At 65.5% G+C, this 16,435-nt stretch carries 17 protein-coding genes; 5 read left to right on the forward strand and 12 right to left on the reverse strand.

The features are described from left to right. Nucleotides 1-25 precede the first annotated feature (25 nt). Nucleotides 26-1,024, forward strand: a complete 999-nt coding sequence (locus J3S28_RS07750) for a FecCD family ABC transporter permease (protein ID WP_207839591.1) — start codon at nucleotides 26-28, stop codon at nucleotides 1,022-1,024. Next, complete coding sequence (locus tag J3S28_RS07755; protein ID WP_207839590.1) at nucleotides 1,018-1,848, forward strand: heme ABC transporter ATP-binding protein; 831 nt, start codon at nucleotides 1,018-1,020, stop codon at nucleotides 1,846-1,848. The genes J3S28_RS07750 and J3S28_RS07755 overlap by 7 nt, the downstream gene beginning before the upstream one ends. A gap of 82 nt (nucleotides 1,849-1,930) precedes the next feature. Here the strand turns inward: J3S28_RS07755 and J3S28_RS07760 are convergent, their stop codons facing one another. The 6 genes from J3S28_RS07760 to puuE form a co-directional block, all read right to left on the reverse strand. After that, nucleotides 1,931-3,745: a penicillin-binding transpeptidase domain-containing protein gene (locus J3S28_RS07760; protein ID WP_207839302.1), complete on the reverse strand. Its 1,815-nt coding sequence runs from the start codon at nucleotides 3,743-3,745 to the stop codon at nucleotides 1,931-1,933. A gap of 100 nt (nucleotides 3,746-3,845) precedes the next feature. Further along, a complete protein-coding gene (locus J3S28_RS07765) occupies nucleotides 3,846-4,682 on the reverse strand; it encodes a GNAT family N-acetyltransferase (RefSeq protein ID WP_207839303.1) in 837 nt (278 codons plus the stop codon). A 70-nt stretch (nucleotides 4,683-4,752) separates the two neighbouring features. Next, nucleotides 4,753-5,928 (reverse strand): flavodoxin-dependent (E)-4-hydroxy-3-methylbut-2-enyl-diphosphate synthase, encoded by a 1,176-nt coding sequence (ispG, locus tag J3S28_RS07770; protein WP_207839305.1) that lies wholly within the window; start codon nucleotides 5,926-5,928, stop codon nucleotides 4,753-4,755. Between the two features lie 57 nt (nucleotides 5,929-5,985). Further along, on the reverse strand, nucleotides 5,986-7,191 hold the full coding sequence (locus J3S28_RS07775) for a M50 family metallopeptidase (protein WP_207839307.1): 1,206 nt from the start codon (nucleotides 7,189-7,191) through the stop codon (nucleotides 5,986-5,988). 28 nt (nucleotides 7,192-7,219) lie between these two features. Beyond that, on the reverse strand, nucleotides 7,220-8,386 hold the full coding sequence (gene dxr / locus J3S28_RS07780) for a 1-deoxy-D-xylulose-5-phosphate reductoisomerase (protein WP_207839309.1): 1,167 nt from the start codon (nucleotides 8,384-8,386) through the stop codon (nucleotides 7,220-7,222). After that, complete coding sequence (gene puuE / locus J3S28_RS07785; RefSeq protein ID WP_207839311.1) at nucleotides 8,383-9,423, reverse strand: allantoinase PuuE; 1,041 nt, start codon at nucleotides 9,421-9,423, stop codon at nucleotides 8,383-8,385. Before puuE ends, dxr begins: the two co-directional genes overlap by 4 nt. 142 nt (nucleotides 9,424-9,565) lie before the next feature. Between puuE and J3S28_RS07790 the strand changes: the two genes are divergently transcribed. Beyond that, nucleotides 9,566-9,820: a DUF2631 domain-containing protein gene (locus tag J3S28_RS07790; protein WP_307796934.1), complete on the forward strand. Its 255-nt coding sequence runs from the start codon at nucleotides 9,566-9,568 to the stop codon at nucleotides 9,818-9,820. A 118-nt stretch (nucleotides 9,821-9,938) separates the two neighbouring features. Then, nucleotides 9,939-10,529, forward strand: a complete 591-nt coding sequence (locus J3S28_RS07795) for an ankyrin repeat domain-containing protein (RefSeq protein WP_307796936.1) — start codon at nucleotides 9,939-9,941, stop codon at nucleotides 10,527-10,529. A gap of 3 nt (nucleotides 10,530-10,532) precedes the next feature. On the opposite strand, the gene rlmN is transcribed toward J3S28_RS07795, so the two are convergent. Continuing rightward, nucleotides 10,533-11,642 carry a dual-specificity RNA methyltransferase RlmN gene (gene rlmN / locus J3S28_RS07800; protein ID WP_084896817.1) on the reverse strand — a complete coding sequence of 370 codons (1,110 nt, stop codon included), beginning with the start codon at nucleotides 11,640-11,642 and terminating at the stop codon, nucleotides 10,533-10,535. Between the two features lie 86 nt (nucleotides 11,643-11,728). Here rlmN and J3S28_RS07805 point away from each other — a divergent pair, with 86 nt between their 5' ends. Further along, nucleotides 11,729-12,124 carry a LapA family protein gene (locus tag J3S28_RS07805; RefSeq protein ID WP_207839315.1) on the forward strand — a complete coding sequence of 132 codons (396 nt, stop codon included), beginning with the start codon at nucleotides 11,729-11,731 and terminating at the stop codon, nucleotides 12,122-12,124. 7 nt (nucleotides 12,125-12,131) lie between these two features. On the opposite strand, the gene J3S28_RS07810 is transcribed toward J3S28_RS07805, so the two are convergent. The 5 genes from J3S28_RS07810 to rpsB form a co-directional block, all read right to left on the reverse strand. Further along, nucleotides 12,132-13,004, reverse strand: a complete 873-nt coding sequence (locus J3S28_RS07810; RefSeq protein ID WP_207839316.1) for a phosphatidate cytidylyltransferase — start codon at nucleotides 13,002-13,004, stop codon at nucleotides 12,132-12,134. Nucleotides 13,005-13,057: 53 nt separating this feature from the next. Further along, entirely contained in the window at nucleotides 13,058-13,615 is a 558-nt protein-coding gene (gene frr / locus J3S28_RS07815) for a ribosome recycling factor (protein ID WP_207839317.1), read from the reverse strand. Nucleotides 13,616-13,671: 56 nt separating this feature from the next. Then, nucleotides 13,672-14,403, reverse strand: coding sequence for a UMP kinase (gene pyrH, locus J3S28_RS07820; RefSeq protein ID WP_207839318.1), 732 nt, complete (start codon nucleotides 14,401-14,403; stop codon nucleotides 13,672-13,674). A gap of 147 nt (nucleotides 14,404-14,550) precedes the next feature. Further along, on the reverse strand, nucleotides 14,551-15,375 hold the full coding sequence (gene tsf / locus J3S28_RS07825; protein WP_084838595.1) for a translation elongation factor Ts: 825 nt from the start codon (nucleotides 15,373-15,375) through the stop codon (nucleotides 14,551-14,553). 52 nt (nucleotides 15,376-15,427) lie between these two features. Continuing rightward, nucleotides 15,428-16,294: a 30S ribosomal protein S2 gene (gene rpsB / locus J3S28_RS07830; protein WP_207839319.1), complete on the reverse strand. Its 867-nt coding sequence runs from the start codon at nucleotides 16,292-16,294 to the stop codon at nucleotides 15,428-15,430. Between the last annotated feature and the right edge of the window lie 141 nt (nucleotides 16,295-16,435).

Raw genomic sequence — 16,435 nt, forward strand, 5'->3', positions numbered from 1 at the left:
ACGCAACGTCGTCATCATCGTCGTCATGCTCGTACTGCTGGTGGTGTTCGTCGGCTGGTCCGCTGCGGTGGGACAGGTCTACATCTCCCCCACCGAGGTCTTCGGGTCGGTGATGCACCACCTCGGCCTCGACATCGGGCCCATGCCGAGCTCCCCCAACGGCGAGGAGACGCTGTGGACGGTCCGGTTCCCTCGCATTGTCATGGGGCTGATCGTCGGGGCCACCCTTGCTTGCGCCGGCTGCCTGCTTCAAGGTGTGCTGGCCAATCCCCTGGCGGAGCCCGGCGTCATCGGGGTGTCCGCCGGCGCGGCGGTGGGCGCCTGTATCGCGATCGTGTCCGGCGGGATCTGGGCGAGCGTCTGGGGCCTGGCCGGTGCGGCGTTCATCAGCGCGCTGATCACCGTCGCGCTCGTCTACACCCTGTCCATGCGCGACGGGTCGTCGTCGCCGATCATGTTGATACTCATCGGTATAGCGGTCAACGCCTTCGCCTCGGGCATCATCGCATTCTTGACGTTCCTCGCTGACACCAACGACCGGGAACAGATCGTCTTCTGGCAGCTCGGATCACTCCAGGGCATCGGGTGGAAACCGGTCTGGGTGGTCCTGCCCCTGGCCGCCGGCGCCATCGGGATCAGCATGCTGCTGGTCCGCCGTCTGGACCTGCTGTCGCTCGGCGAAATTCAGGCCGCCGCTCTCGGCGTGCGCGTCGAGAGCGTCCGGCGGATCGTCATCCTGCTGGTCGCCGTGCTCACGGCGGCCGCGGTCGCGTTCACCGGCATCGTCATGTTCGTCGGCCTGGTGGTACCGCACCTGATGCGACTGATCGTAGGGCCCAAACACGCGATCCTGTTGCCGGCCAGTGTCATCGGTGGAGCGATTGTGGTCTGTGCTGCCGATCTCGGCGCCAGGACCCTGATGGACAATGCCGATCTGCCGTTGGGGATGCTCACCTCGCTCATCGGCGGTCCGGTGTTCTTCTTGCTCCTGCGCCGGAGTAGGCACAGCGGGGTCGGCTGGTGACGGCGACGGAGCCCGCGCTGTCCGCGACCGGCGTACACGTGGCCATCGGTGGGCGCGACATCGTCACCGGCGTCGATCTCGTCGTCGGCAGCGGGGAGATCGTGGCGCTCGTCGGACCGAACGGGTGCGGCAAATCAACCTTGCTCGCGGGCCTGGCCGGGGTGCGTCCGGTCTCTGGTGGCGCCGTCCGCTTCTCCGGCCTCGATCTCTCCGACATCGCGCCGATCGAGCTGGCACGCCGCCGCGCGCTGGTCACCCAGCTCAATCGTGCGGACACGCCCTTCCTGGTACACGAGGTGGTGGAGATGGGCAGATTTCCCTGGACCCGGACCCATGAGGCAGCCCGATCGGCTGATTTCGTCGAACAGGCGCTGACCCAATGTGACCTCCAAGGTGTGCGGGATCGTCCGTTCAGTCAACTGTCCGGTGGACAGCAGGCCCGCGTCTCACTCGCGCGGGCACTGGCGCAGCAGGCACCGGTCCTCATGCTCGACGAACCCACCGCGGCGCTCGACATCCACCACCAGGAGCGACTGTTGACGATTCTCGCCGAGCGTAGGAGCACAGGCGCGGCGATCCTGATCGTCGTGCACGACCTGTCGCTCGCCGCGGCGTACGCCGACCGAGTACTCGTCATGAAAGACGGCCGGCTCGTCGCGTCTGGGCCGACAACGCAGGTCATGAGTGCCGAATTGCTCTCGGAGATCTACGACCACCCCGTGATGACCTGGATCCATCCCGACACCGGACAATTCATCGTGCTCCCGGATCGAACACCCGGGGCGGCGGGGTACCCCCCTCCAGCGCCCCGCCGACCCGAGTAGTGATCTGACGCGACAGTTCGGAAATCGGTTCCCTCGGATGACCGCAAAGTTCAGAAAGGTTTGCTACTGACGGTCCGGCAGCTCACTCGGGTAGCGCGGCAAGCATCTCGTGGGTGACCGCGACCGCATTGTCAGAACTGCCTCCGAGAACGACGAGGGTCGCAAAGGCCAGGTCACCGCGATACCCTGCGAACCACGCGTGCGAGCCGCCTTCGACCTCGGCTTCTCCGGTCTTGCCGTACACCTGGCCGAGGTCTTGCATTCGCAGCGCGGTTCCCGAGGCGATCACCTCGCGCATCATCGGGCGCATCTGACTGAGCACTGCGGGATCCATCGGCGGGTGTGGACCTGCGATCGTGGTCTCGCGTCCGACGATCAGCTGCGGTGTCGGGGTGGCGCCGTGTGCCACCGTCGCCGCGACCATGGCAAGCCCGAAGGGACTGGTCAGGACTTTGCCTTGACCGAAGCCGTCCTCGGTGCGCTGCACCAGTTCAGGTGCGATCGGCACCGATCCGCTGTCGGTCGGTAACCCCACCACGTCGTATTCGGGCCCGATGCCCAGCGACGCCGCTGCCCGGGTGAGATCCGACGGACCCATCTCGCTGGCCAGCTTCGCAAAGGTCGTATTGCACGAACGTGCAAACGCCGTCTGCATCGGGACAGTGCCCAGCCCGAAGCCGTTGTAGTTCGGCACGCTGCGCTCACCGATGGTCACCTCACTGGGGCAACCCACCAACGTGGACGGAGTTGCCAGCCCGGTGCTCATCGCCGCCATCGACGTGACCATCTTGAAGGTGGAGCCGGGCGGATACAGACCTATGGTCGCGATCTGACCGTCGGCGTCCGCGAGTTCGTTCTGGGCCACCGCGAGAATCCGACCCGTCGACGGCTGGATCACCACCATCGCGACCTGGAAGTCCTTGCGCTGGTCGACGGCTCGCTGCGCGGCATCCTGGACCTGACGCGACAGCGAGATCTCCACCGACGGCGCCGGATCCGGCTGCGTCTCTGCGAGAACGTCGGCGTCCACACCGTTCGGGTTGACCGACACCACCCGCCAGCCGGCCTTCCCGATCAGATCCGCGGAGACCTCTTTCTTGACCTGGGTCAGCAACGTGGGCGCGAAGTCCGGATTCGGCGCGACCAGATCCGCCTGCTCGACCGTGCTGACCCCCGGCAATCCGGCCAGTTGATCGCGGACCAGATCGAAGTCTCGCTGCGACAACGTGATCACCGCATACTGACCGCCCAGCCCGGTCGCCTGCTCCGCGATGGCCTGGGCGGTCAGGGACGGATCGAATCGCCCGAGCGCGCCGGCGAGATCGCCCGCGGTCGACACCACGGCACCCGACTGTGCGGCGAGGGCGGCGTCGAACCGCACCTCATGGACGGTCCCGGGCACCAGCACGTTGGATCCGTCGTTCTCACGGACCGCGGCGCGCTGGGCGTCGATCGTGCGTAGGGCCATCGTCTGGTTGCCGCCGAGCTTGGGATGGATCGCTGCCGGGATCCAGCGGACCTGCCACCCCGAGTCGGTCCGCGACATCGCGATCGTGGCCCGGTACTTCCAGATGTGATCTCCGGGAAGCGTCCAGGTGTAGTCGGCGGCGACGGTGGCGGTGTCGCCCGTCACCTTCACTCCGGCGGTCTTCGCCGACATGTCGGTGGCGGACAACCCATCCCAACTGGCGGTGACTGCAGTCGCGGCGTCGTCAGGTCGATCCGTCGCCTCTCCCGCCCGTTGCGGGTCATTGTCGGCGAACGCCGACAGGAAACGCCCTGCGGCGGCGCCCGGGCCATTGTCGTCGGCCGAACACGCCACCATCGAGGCGCCGAGCACCAGGGTGGTGGCGATCACCAGCAGACGGGCGGGCCGGCGGCGCAGGAAACGGATCATCACCGCTCATGGTATTTGCGGCGACGCCCCGAACCCGGTTGCCACGCAGAGCCCACCAGACGCGGGCGGAGCGGAGCTCGACCCTGTGCCGCGACGCTGCTCAGTCGACCAGCACGGTCGCGAACGTCCCGACCTCTTTCATACCGACCCGGCGGTAGGCCTCGCGGGCAGGGGTGTTGAACGAGTTGACGTACAGACTGGCGGTCCGGCCACCGGCGACGATGGCTTCGACGACCGAGGCGGTACCGGACGCCCCGAGACCCAGGCCGCGACGATCCGGCGCCACCCAGACACCTTGGATCTGTCCTACCTGCCGTGAGAGCGCCCCGATCTCGGCCTTGAACACGACTTCCCCGCGTTCGAACTTCGCGTACGCACGCCCCGCATTGATCAGGCCGGCGATCCGACGTCGATAGGAGCGGCCACCATCGCCGGCGCAGGGATCGACGCCGACCTCGCCGATGAACATCTCGACGGCGGCGGGCAGGTACGCATCGATCTCGTCGAGCCGGACACGCCGCACAAACGGGTCACCTGGGATCGCCGGGGCGCTGGCGAGCGCCAAAAGCGGTTGATCCATGCGGATTTCACGCGCCGGACCCCAGTATTCCCGCGTGAGTTCCCACAGCGGCATGACCAGATCGGCAGGGCCGACGATCGAGGAGCAGGCTCGCGGATTGCGGACAGCACGTTCTGCGAAGGTACGTACGTCATCACCGGTGCCGATCAATGGCACCAGATTGGCGCCCGAAAAGCACAGCGACGTACCGGGCTGGTTGTTGCTCCAGAGTTCGCCGCCGAGTGATCTCGGATTGATGCCGTGGTCCTCGACCCGCGCGGCCACCATGCAGGCCGATACCGGGTCCTGTGCCAGGGCACGGGCAACCGCATCGAAGTCCCGCTCACCGAGCGGGCGGTCACCCAACAGCTTCAGCACTGCGGCTCCCAGGTTCGTAGCAGGTGTACGGGACGTACCCGATCATTCTGCCAGGCCGGGGTGCCCGCGGTCAGCTCACCGTGACAATCGGTGCGCCTGCCGACTCACCGTCCCCGGATTCACCGGCCTCCTCCGCGATCCGCATGGCTTCTTCGATGAGGGTTTCGACGATCTGGGCCTCGGGAACGGTCTTGATGACCTCACCCTTGACGAAGATCTGGCCGCGACCGTTGCCCGACGCGACACCGAGGTCGGCCTCCCGGGCCTCGCCCGGACCGTTGACGACGCAACCCATCACCGCAACGCGAAGCGGGATCTCCATACCTTCGAGCCCCGCGCTCACCTCATCGGCGAGTTTGTACACGTCGACCTGCGCGCGACCGCACGACGGGCACGACACGATCTCGAGCTTGCGCGGGCGGAGGTTCAGCGATTGCAGGATCTGGTTGCCGACCTTGATCTCCTCGACCGGCGGCGCCGACAACGACACGCGGATGGTGTCGCCGATGCCCTCTGCCAGCAAGGCACCGAAAGCAACGGCAGACTTGATGGTCCCCTGGAACGCGGGTCCGGCCTCTGTCACTCCGAGGTGCAACGGGTAGTCGCACTGAGCCGCGAGCTGGCGATACGCCTCCACCATGATCACCGGATCGTTGTGCTTGACCGAGATCTTGATGTCGCCGAAGCCGTGCTCTTCGAAGAGGCTCGCCTCCCACAACGCCGATTCCACCAAGGCCTCCGGAGTGGCCTTGCCGTACTTCTGCAACAGCCTCGGATCGAGCGAACCGGCGTTGACGCCGATCCGGATCGGGATGCCCGCGTCGCCGGCTGCCTTCGCGACCTCTTTGACCCGGCCGTCGAACTCCTTGATGTTGCCCGGGTTCACGCGTACGGCAGCGCAGCCGGCATCGATCGCCGCGAAGATGTATTTCGGCTGAAAGTGGATGTCGGCGATCACCGGCAGCTGGGACTTCTTCGCAATCGCGGGCAGGGCTTCGGCATCCTCCGGGCGTGGGCACGCCACCCTGACGATGTCGCAACCGGCTGCGGTGAGCTCGGCGATCTGCTGCAGCGTTGCATTGATGTCATGGGTCTTGGTGGTGGTCATCGACTGCACCGATACCGGATGATCGCTGCCGACAGCGACGGTCCCGACCTGGAGTTGACGGGTCTTGCGCCGGGGTGCGAGCACCGGCGGCGGTGCAGCGGGCATCCCGAGACCGATCGCGGTGGCGTCTGCACTCATTGTTGTCACTTCCTGCTTCGTTGGCTGTTGCGGGCGGCCTCGGAGGCCGGCGGGGGTCTAGAACGCTTTGATGGGGTTCACGATGTCTGCGGTCAAGGTCAGGGCCATGTATCCACCCATGATCACCAGCACCACGTACGTGATCGGCATCAGTTTCAGGTAGTCGACGGGCGCACCGACACCGAGTCCGCGAGAGCGGCGCAGCATGTTGCGCACCTTCTCATAACCCACGATGGCCATGTGCCCACCATCCAAGGGTAATAGCGGAACCAAATTGAACAACGCCAGGAAGAAGTTGATGCTGGCCAGCAGAAAGACGAAGAACCACCAGTAGCCATTGTCCGCGGCGTCTCCGCCGATCACCGAGGCTCCGTAAACACTCACCGGGGTGTCGGTTGCCCGCTCGCCGCCGGTCACCGACGTCCAGAGCGCGCCGATCTTGGACGGGAGGGACAGGAGCGAATCCCACGTCCGAACGACCAGGTCACCGGTGAATCCGGCGGCGGCGGGGATGGCCCCGGCGACGGACGGGTACTGCCAGCCGTCGTCGTAGCCGATGCCGACCATGCCGATCGTCTCGGTCTTCGGTGCGCCGTTCTCGTCGACGCCGTTGACGGTCACTTTCTGCGGGGTGAGAGTTACCTCACGTGTCACGCCGTCACGCTCGACGGTAAGTGCGACCGGGTCGGTACCCGCCCTCAGAACGGTGCTCAATTCGGTGGTGCTGCTGATCTTTTCGCCATTTGCCGCAACCACGGTGTCGCCGGGCTCGAGACCCGCCTGCTGCGCCGGGCCTTCGCCGGAGCACGGTGCCAGCTCGCCGTTGTTGATCGTGTCACCGACGCAGGCGACCGACCCGACCTTGGCCGGTAGAGACTCCGACAGGTTTGGCAATCCCCAGGCCAACGCCATGATGACGATCAGCGCGAATCCCAGGATCAGGTTCTGCGCGGGACCGGCGACCAGGACGACGATCCGTTTCCAGGCCTTCTGCTTGTACATCGCCCGGGACTCGTCCTCGGGTGCCAGTTCATCATGGGTGGTCATACCGGCGATGTCGCAGAACCCGCCGAGCGGAATCGCCTTCACGCCGTACTCGGTCTCGCCACGACGGGTGGACCACAGGGTCGGCCCGAAACCGACGAAGTAGCGACGCACCTTCATCCCCGTGCGCTGCGCCGCCCACATGTGGCCGCATTCGTGCCAGGCGATCGACGCCAGCAGTCCCAGTGCAAAGAGCACCACGCCCAACGCAAACATCATCGGCCGCACTTACCCTTCTGGTGAACGTCTACGTGTGTGCACCGGCGACGAGTCGTCGGGCACGCTCTCGCGCCCAGGCGTCGGCCGCCAGAACCTCATCCACCGTACCTGGATCGGCGGTCCATTGATCTGCGGCGGCGAGCACCTCCCCCACGATCTGGACGATCCGCGAAAACGCGATGGTCCCGGCGAAGAAACCATCGGCGGCGGCCTCGTTGGCGGCATTGAACACCGCGGTCAGCGAGCCCCCGCGGGTTCCCGCCTCCCGCGCAAGGTCGATAGCCGGGAAGACCGCGTTGTCGACCGGTTCGAACGTCCATGTGCTCGCCTGCGAGAAGTCACACGCCGCCGACGCACCGGGGATCCGGTCCGGCCACCCCAAAGCCAGAGCAATCGGGAGTTTCATCGATGGTGGGGAAGCCTTCGCGATGGTCGCGCCGTCGACGAAGGTCACCATCGAGTGCACGATCGACTGGCGGTGCACCGTCACGTCGATACGGTCGTAAGGGACGCCGAACAGCAGGTGCGCCTCGATGACCTCGAGCGCTTTGTTGACCAGGGTGGCGGAGTTCAAGGTGATCATCGGGCCCATCGACCACGTCGGGTGTTTGCCTGCCTGCTCGGGAGTCACATCCTTCAATCGCTCTGCATCCCAACCGAAGAAGGGTCCGCCCGAAGCCGTCAACACCAGACGGTCGACCTCGGAGGCGGCACCGCCGCGCAGGCACTGCGCGATGGCCGAATGCTCTGAGTCCACGGCGACGATCTGTCCGGGCGCCGCAGCCGCGAGCACCAATGCGCCCCCTGCGACCAAGGACTCCTTGTTGGCCAGGGCGAGACGGGCACCGGTGGCCAGCGTCGCCAGCGTCGGACGGAGGCCCAGCGACCCGACCACCGCGTTGAGGACCACATCAGCGCCGGACTTCTCGACCAGTTCGACCATCGCGTCGGGGCCCGAGGTGATGCCCTCGACTCCGGCGGCCGCGGCGAGCTTGTCCGCAGCCGCCCGATCGGCGACCGCGACCGCCGAACCGGGCAACCGCCAGTCCGCGATCTGCCGGGCCAGCAGGTCGATGTTCCCGCCGCCTGCGCCGAGGCCCACGACCGAGAAGCGGTCGGGATTGGCGGCGATCACCTCGAGCGCCTGCGTACCGATCGATCCGGTGCTGCCGAGAATCAGAACACGAGTGGTCACCGCTCCAGTGTGGTCGATCCGCCCGCGTTCGCGCCGGCCGACTCCCGATCCGACGCGCCGGGCGCCGGATGTCTTTCGATCCAGTGGCGGGCGATGTCGATTCGACGGGTGATCCAGACCTTGTCGTGGGACTGCACGTGGTCGAGGAATCGCTCGAGCGCCGCGGTCCGGCCCGGCCGTCCGGCGAGGCGGCAATGCAGCCCGATCGACAGCATCTTGGGCGCGCCCGCCGCCCCTTCGGCGTACAGGACGTCGAAAGCATCGCGCAGGTGAACGAAGAACTGGTCACCGGACGGAAACCCGGCGGGCGAGGAGTACTTCATATCGTTGGTGTCGAGCGTGTAAGGAACCACGAGATGATCGACGACCTGATCTGGGGAGGCATCGGGGGCCGGCTGCGATGGACCGCCAACAGGCACCTTCACCCAGTACGGAAGGTCGTCGGCGTAGCTGTCGGAGTCGTAGACGAAGCCTCCATGCTCGACGACGAGTCCCCGGGTGTTCGGTGAATCGCGACCGGTGTACCACCCAAGGGGCGCACTACCGGTGAGGTCGGTCAGGATCTCGATCGCCTCGGCCATGTGGGCCCGTTCGACAGCCGGATCGATGAGTTGGTAGTTCAGCCAACGCAATCCGTGCGAGGCGATCTCGTCTCCCCGATCGAGGAAGGCCGCCACCGCCTCGGGGTTGCGGGCCATGGCCTGCGCCACGGCAAAGATCGTCAGCGGCAGGTCACGGCGATCGAACACCCGGAGCAACCGCCACAGGCCGGCCCGGGATCCGTACTCGTACAACGACTCCATGCTCATGTGCCGATTCGGGAACGCGGCGACGCCGGCCATCTCCGACAGGAACGTCTCGCTGCCACGGTCGCCATCGAGGACGTTGTTCTCCGAACCCTCTTCGTAATTGAGAACGAACTGGACCGCGATGTTCGCCTGGCCCGGCCACTGCGGATGTGGCGGGGTGCGGCCGTATCCGATCATGTCACGGGGATACTCGGACGGCGCATATCTTTCGGTCGGCACGGCGTTCATTGTCACACCGTGGGCTTGACCTCGCTGAAGACGCGTCTCGGTTCCGTGGCGCGACACCTGCCGAACCCATCAGCGGCCACGGGTCACCCACCGCGATATGCTTCGGACGAGAAAAGTCGGATCGCAACCAGCAGGAGTAGCCGTGGCCAGCACTGAGGTCGAGTACAAGCCCGAACCCGCAGAAGCGCCTTCGGCCCGATTCGGCTGGCACGGCGAAGGCATGAAGACGTACAAGATCGCCGCCTGGGTGTCGGTCGTCGCACTACTGGGCATGATCATCGGAAATCATGAGGGCCACGTCGAGGACTGGTACCTCGTCGGATTCGCGGCGCTGATCGTCTTCCTCCTGGTCCGCGGCGAGGTCCTCAGCCGCGGTAAGTGGAAAAAGAAGAAGTAGAACCACAACCCTCCTGACCGTCGACATGCGAGCGGGCCGCAGTCCGGCTACCTTCGCTACCACCGTGATCTCCTGCGCGCTGATCACGGTCAGTGCGTGCAGCAGCGACGTGGTCGGCGTGTCAGACACTGAGTCGTCGCAATCGACGATCGCGACGTCCACGTCATCCTCGCCGGTGCCGACCAGCACGGCGGAGCCTGATCCCGCGCTGGAGATCAGGGATGCCGACGGTCGTACGCCGCTCGTGGCCGCGACCAAGTCCCGGGACACCGACTCCGCACGCAGGTTGATCCTCGCGGGAGCCGACGTCAACGCGAAAGACAACATGCAGGACTCGGCATTCCTCTACGCCGGGGCGGAGGGACTCGACGACATCCTCGTCCTGACCCTCGATCACGGTGCGGACGTGTACTCCATCAACCGGTTCGGCGGTACCGCGCTGATCCCAGCGGCCGAGAAGGGCCACCCGACCACGGTCCAGTTACTGATCGACGCGGGCGTACCGCTGAACCACATCAACGCCTCCGGGTGGACGGCACTCCTCGAAGCGGTCGTCTACGGCGACGGTTCACCGACGTATCAGGACATCGTCTCGCGGTTGCTCGCAGCAGGTGCCGATCCCGGCATCCGGGATTCGCAGGGACGAACAGCTCTGCAGATCGCGCAGCAACGCGGGCAGACCGACGTCGCCCGTCTGCTCGGCAGCTGAGAACTATTTCTCTTCCGCCGCCAACTGGCCACAGGCCGCAGCGATCTCTTGCCCGCGGGTGTCGCGAACCGTGCACGAAACACCCTGGGCGATAACCCTTTTCACGAACTCTCGTTCCGCGGGCTTGGGGCTTGCGTCCCACTTGGACCCCGGGGTCGGGTTGAGCGGGATGAGGTTCACGTGGACCAGCGATCCGAGCGCCTTGCGCAGCTTCTCCCCCAATAGATCTGCGCGCCACGGCTGATCATTGATGTCGCGGATCAGCGCATATTCGATCGATACCCGACGTCCGGTGCTGTCCGCGTAGTAGCGAGCAGCGTCCAGCACCTCTTTGACCGACCAGCGATTGTTGACCGGGACCAGGGTGTCGCGCAGTTCGTCGTCCGGGGTGTGCAGCGAAACGGCAAGGGTGACCGTGAGTCCTTCATCGGCCATCCGGCGGATGGCGGGAGCCAGGCCTACCGTCGACACCGTCACCGATCGTTGCGAGATGCCGAGACCGTCGGGAGCGGGCGAGGTGATCTTGCGGACAGCATCGATCACTCGCTTGTAGTTCGCCAACGGCTCGCCCATACCCATGAACACCACATTGGAGAGGCGGCCGGGCTCGCCCAGCTCGCCGTCACGCATCGCACGCGCGGCGGAGCGCACCTGGTCGACGATCTCCGCCGTGGAGAGGTTCCGGTCCAGCCCTCCCTGGCCGGTCGCGCAGAACGGGCACGCCATCCCGCATCCCGCCTGGCTCGAGATGCACAGGGTCGCGCGGTCCGGGTAGCGCATGAGCACCGACTCCAGCAGCGTGCCGTCGTGCAACCGCCACAGGGTCTTGCGGGTGGTGTTGTCGTCGCAGGCGATGTGACGGATCACGGTCATCAGTTCAGGGAACAGAGCCTGACCCACCGACTCCCGCATCGCAGCGGGCAGGTCTGTCATCTCCGCCGGATCGGCGTTGAACCGGGAGTAGTACTGACGGGCCAACTGATCTGCGCGGAACTTGGGCAGTCCGAGTTTCGTCACCGCAGCAACGCGGCCTGCCGCGTCGAGGTCGGCGAGGTGTTGCGGCGGTTTGCCGCGTTTCGGCGCGTCGAATACCAGCGGCAACGGACCAGTCATGATCAAAGCGTGACGTAGATTCGCCGCAGATGCCAATTCGGTCACTGTGATTGTCGTTTCGCCCTACTCGGGCGCACCATAGAGCAATGACGTATCAACCGCCCGAGGGCTACCAGCCGAGCCCCGATTACGACCCCACCAAACCCGATGCGGCATACCCCACCGAGGCAGTCGAGGCGGCCCCGCCCGCCGCGGACCACCGCGACGAGGTTCGTAGACAGGCCCTCGACGACGTCAGGCACACCCGCACGCGGGCAGCCTGGGTCGGATTGATCGTCGGCGCGCTGGTCACGCTCATCCTGCTGATCTTCATCGTCCAAAACCTCGACAGTCAGAACATCGACCTGTTCTTCTGGACGGTCAACCTGCCGGTGGGCGTGAGTCTGCTGATCGCAGCCATCCTCGGTGCAGTGATCACGGCAATCGTGGGCAGCTTGCGAATGCTGCAGGTTCGACGGGCGGTCAAGAAGGCCCGGCCCTAGCCGCTCGTCAGAGCAGGGCTCCCAGGATCGCCCAGACGACGAATGCGCACGGCAGGATGGAGTCGAGGCGATCCATGATCCCGCCGTGGCCGGGCAGCAGAGTACCCATGTCCTTGATCTTCAGATCGCGCTTGACCTGTGACTCGACCAGATCCCCAAGAGTGGCGCAGATGACGAGGACCGGACCGAGGACCAGCCCGATCCACCACTGCGCGTCGAGCAGGTACACGACGGTGAGAACGGCGCCGACGATGCCGAAGACCATGGACCCGGCCATGCCTTCCCACGACTTCTTCGGACTGATGGCCGGGACCATCGGGTGTTTACCGAAGGTCACCCCGGCCACGTAGCCGCCGACGTCCGAACAGACCACCACGATCATCAGGGTCAGGACGCGCGCCGCGCCGTCGTCCTGCAGCACCATCGACGCACCAAAGGCACCCATCAGCGGCAACCAGGCGAGCACGAGGGTCGTTCCTGCGAGATCCTGCAGGTAATTCTCCGGGGCGGCTTGCAGGCCCTGCGACAGCAACTTCCAGATCATCGCCACCAGTACCGTGGCCGCCAGAGCGACCACCGAGCCGGAGATGCCCCACGGCCAACTGGCCCACATGATCGCCTGGCCGCCGACGAGGATGGGGATCAGTGCGACCTTGATGCCACCGTCGCGGAGGCGCTTGGTCACCTCCCAGCTGGCCACGGCGATCGCCACCGCGACCACGCCGAACCACACCTCGGGGATGAATACCAGGATGAGGATCAACGAGACGCCGAGCGTGCCACCGACACCGATGGCGGCCGGCAGGTCTCGGCCGGCCCGAGAGGTGGAGCCCTTGGGAGCCGGCGCCGCTGCGCCGCCCGGCCGGTCTGTGTCGGTCACTGTCGTCTGCCTACCCCTTCGCCACTGCCCGTCCGGTCGTCGAATGCGATGACCTAGACCTCGAGCAGTTCACCCTCTTTGTGTTTGACCAGTTCGTCGATCTGAGTGACATACGACGCCGTCGTCTTGTCGAGATCCTTCTCGGCGCGCGTCACCTCATCTTCACCGGCCTCGCCGTCCTTTTGGATGCGTTTGAGCTCATCCACCGCTTTGCGCCGCACGTTGCGAATCGAGACCTTGGCGTCCTCACCCTTCGCCTTGACCTGTTTGACCAGGTCGCGCCGTCGGTCTTCGGTCAACTGCGGAATCGACACGCGGATGATGTGTCCGTCGTTGGTCGGGTTCACGCCCAGGTCCGAGTTGCGGATCGCGGTCTCGATCAGCCCCAGCGAGGACTGCTCATAGGGCTTGATGACGATCATGCGGGCTTCCGGGGTGTTGATCGACGACACCTGACCGATGGGCGTCGGCGACCCGTAGTAGTCGATGGTGACCCGATTGAACATGGCAGGGTTCGCGCGCCCGGTGCGCACTGAGCCCATGTCGTCGCGCGCGACGATGACGGCCTTCTCCATTTTTTCCTCGGCGTCCAAGAGCGCGTCGTCGATCATGGTGTCCTCCGTTGACTTGTGCGGGTGCGGTCTGGTTGTGCTGCGCGGGATACCGGTCAGGTGCTGACCAGTGTTCCGATCTTCTCACCTGCGACCGCTCTGGCGATGTTGCCCTGCTCGAGGAGGTTGAACACCAGCATCGGCATCTGGTTGTCCATGCACAGGCTGAAGGCGGTCGCGTCCGCGACCTTGAGACCCCTTTCGAGGACTTCGCGGTGCGTGATCTCGCGATAGAGCGTCGCGTTCGGGTCCGTCCGGGGATCGGCTGAATAGACACCGTCGACACCCTTCGCCATCAACACGACCTCGGCCTTGATCTCCAGGGCGCGCTGTGCGGCGGTCGTGTCGGTGGAGAAGTAGGGCATACCCATGCCGGCGCCGAAGATGACGACGCGGCCCTTCTCCAGGTGACGCTGTGCGCGCAACGGAATGTACGGTTCGGCGACCTGCCCCATGGTGATGGCAGTCTGCACGCGGGTGACGATCCCCCGCTTCTCCAAAAAATCTTGCAGCGCAAGGGAGTTCATGACCGTGCCGAGCATGCCCATGTAGTCGGACCTGGCCCGCTCCAGGCCACGTTGCTGCAGCTCGGCTCCCCGGAAGAAGTTACCTCCGCCGTTCACCACCGCAATCTGGACACCGGTGTTGACCACCTCGGCGATCTGATCGGCGACGGTCGACACCACATCGGGGTCGAGACCGACTTTGCCGCCACCGAACATCTCTCCGCCGAGTTTGAGAACGACCCGCTTGAATCCGGTGCGTTCCTGTGCAACGTCGTCGGTCATGTGGCATCCCTTTCGAGGTACGGGCAGCGATCGAGTCAATGCTATCGAGATCAGAGGCTGGCTATCGAGGGCAAAAGAGCAGGGGCTGCTGCGCGCAAAAGAACCCCGGCGAATCTGACGATTCGCACGGGGTTCTTCTCACGTGATTCAGGCTTGTCCGACCTCGAAACGGGTGAACGACACAACCTGTGCCCCCGCCTCGTCTAGCACGGCCTTGACGGTCTTCTTCGACTCCTGGACCGACGCCTGGTCGATCAGGACCACGTCTTTGAAAAATCCGTTGAGACGGCCGTCCACGATCTTGGACAGCGCCGCTTCGGGCTTGCCCTCCTCGCGGGCGGTCTGCTCGGCGATGCGACGCTCGGAAGCGATCACATCCTCGGGGACCTCGTCACGGGTGGCGTACTTGGCGCGCAGCGCAGCGACCTGCATTGCGGCGCCGCGAGCGGCCTCTGCAGCCTCCGGGGTGTCGCCGGTGTACTCCACCAGCACGCCGACGGCCGGCGGCAGATCCGACGCCCGCTTGTGCAGGTACGACGCAACGTTGCCTTCGTGGTAGCTGACCCGGTTCAGGACCAGCTTCTCGCCGATCTTGGCCGAGAGTTCCTGGATCAGCTCGTCGACGGTCTTGTCGCCGACGGTGGCGGCCTTGAGGACGTCCACGTCGGACGTCTTCGCGGCAACCGCGGCGTCGAGGACCTTGGCGGCCAGCGCCTGGAACTCGTCGTTCTTCGCCACGAAGTCGGTCTCCGAGTTGATCTCGATCATCGCGCCGTCTTTGGCGGCGATCAGACCTTCGGCGGTGGACCGCTCGGCACGCTTGCCGACGTCCTTGGCGCCCTTGATGCGCAGCTCTTCGACTGCCTTGTCGAAGTCACCGTCGTTGTCGGCGAGCGCGTTCTTGCAGTCGAGCATTCCGGAGCCGGTGAGGTCGCGGAGCCGCTTGACGTCAGCGGCGGTGTAGTTCGCCATGGGTGGGCGAGCCTCCTGTCGGATGTGTCTGGATCGGTGAACCAGAAGTGGATCAGGCCTGGGCGGGGGTTTCCGCGTCGGCTGCTGCGGGCGCCTCGGCTGCTGCCGGGGCTTCTGCTGCGGGAGCGTCTGCCGCAGGCGTGGTGGCCTGGGTCAACAGTTCCTGCTCCCACTCGGCAAGGGGCTCGCCTGCGGCACCCTCGGGCTTGGTGTCGGCGCCGGTGTTCTGCCCTGCACGTGCCTGCACACCTTCGGCGACCGCAGACGCGATCACACGGGTGAGCAGCGCTGCACTGCGGATGGCATCGTCGTTACCCGGGATCGGGTAGTCGACGACGTCGGGGTCGCAGTTGGTGTCGAGGATGGCGATCACCGGGATGTTCAGCTTGCGGGCCTCACCGACGGCTATGTGCTCCTTGTTGGTGTCGACGATCCACACGGCCGACGGGACCTTGGACATGTCCCGGATACCACCGAGGGTCCGGTCCAGCTTGGTCATCTCACGCGTGAGCATGAGGATTTCCTTCTTGGTGCGACCCTCGAACCCACCGGTCTGCTCCATGGTCTCGAGTTCCTTGAGACGCTGCAGACGCTTGTGGACGGTGGAGAAGTTGGTGAGCATGCCGCCGAGCCAACGCTGGTTCACGTACGGCATCCCGACGCGCAACGCCTCGGAGGCGATGGATTCCTGAGCCTGCTTCTTCGTGCCGACGAAGAGGATGGTGCCACCGTGGGCGACCGTCTCCTTGACGAACTCATACGCCTGGTCGATGTACGTCAGCGTCTGCTGCAGGTCGATGATGTAGATGCCGTTGCGATCGGTGAAGATGAATCGCTTCATCTTCGGATTCCAACGACGGGTCTGATGCCCGAAATGAGCGCCGCTGTCCAGCAGCTGCTTCATGGTTACGACAGCCATGTACTTCACTTTCATGTGCAGTTTGTCGTCGACTCCCGGTTGGTCGCCGACCCTGGCACCTGACACGTGTGGAACCCGCAGCGGAGCATTGCCACTGCCCGGGACTGCCCACACGCTGTGTCGTCCGAGGTGACTCGGCAG

Origin of the sequence: Williamsia soli, from assembly GCF_017377795.1 — a bacterium.
Taxonomy (GTDB): Bacteria; Actinomycetota; Actinomycetes; order Mycobacteriales; family Mycobacteriaceae; genus Williamsia; species Williamsia soli.